1 protein-coding gene is annotated in these 1,080 nt (G+C 71.7%); it reads left to right on the forward strand.

All coding sequences use genetic code 11. The annotated features are described in order from the left end of the window. Positions 1-161 precede the first annotated feature (161 nt). Positions 162-1,080, forward strand: a 919-nt coding sequence (gene epmA / locus HUK84_RS19700; protein ID WP_176641718.1) for an EF-P lysine aminoacylase EpmA, incomplete at its 3' end; no start/stop codon positions are given.

Here is a 1,080-nt window from a genome sequence, read left to right on the forward strand (position 1 = left end):
CGGCCGCCACCAGCTCGCGCGCCGTCCGCAGGGTGGGGCGCAACGCGGGGCGCGCCTGCTTGAGCGCCCCCGTCTGTTTGACCGCCCCCGTCTGTTTGACCGATTGTGTCATCGGCTGGCTCTACTCGACCGCCTTTCGTCCTGCAACACAGGAGTCGCGCATGACTGGCCCCATCATCCCCGCCTCCACCCCGCCCGATCCCGACCGCATCGCCGAACGCCTGCCGCTACTGCGCCGGCGCGCCCTGGTGGCGCGGGCCGTGCGCGCCTTCTTCGATGCGCGGGACTATCTCGAGGTCGAAACCCCCTACGCCGTCCCCACCCCGGGCGAGGAGGTGCATCTGCGCGTCTTCCGCACCGAACGCGAACATCATGACGGCACGCGCCGGGCGCTGTTCCTGCATACCAGTCCCGAATTCGCCATGAAGCGCATCCTGGCCGCGACCGGCCAGCCGATCTTCCAGCTCGCCCGCGTCTGGCGCAACGCCGAAGGCAGTCATCTGCATGCCGCCGAATTCACCATGCTGGAATGGTACCGCCCCGGCGCCACGCTGGCCGGGCTGATGGACGAAACCGAATCCCTGCTGCGCGCGGTGCTGCCACCCGTCCTGCAGCGCCCCCCCGGCCTGGCGGAGGCCCGGCCGCTGCGTATCGACGTCCCGTTCGAACGGCTGACCATGGCAGAGGCCTTCGCCCGCCATGCCGGCATCGACCTGCTGCCCACCGAGGGCGACGCCGCTTCCCTGGCCGCCGCCGCCGGCTGCGCCCTGCGCGACGGCGAGGATTGGGAGGACCTGTTCTTCCGCCTGCTGATGGAACGGGTGGAACCCGCGATCGGCCGCGACCGCCCGTGCTTCCTGACCCACTGGCCCGCCAGCCAGGCGGCGCTGGCCCGGCGCGACCCGGCCGATCCCCGCACCGCCCTGCGCTTCGAACTCTATGCCGCCGGCATCGAACTGGCGAACGCGTTCGAGGAACTGACCGATCCGGTGGAACAGCGCCGGCGCTTCGCCGCCGACCGGGCGCGCCGCGCATCGCTCTACGGCGCCGGTCCCGATATGGCCTGGCCGATGGACGAGG

Source organism: Nguyenibacter vanlangensis, from assembly GCF_013376155.1.
Lineage (GTDB): Bacteria > Pseudomonadota > Alphaproteobacteria > Acetobacterales > Acetobacteraceae > Gluconacetobacter > Gluconacetobacter vanlangensis.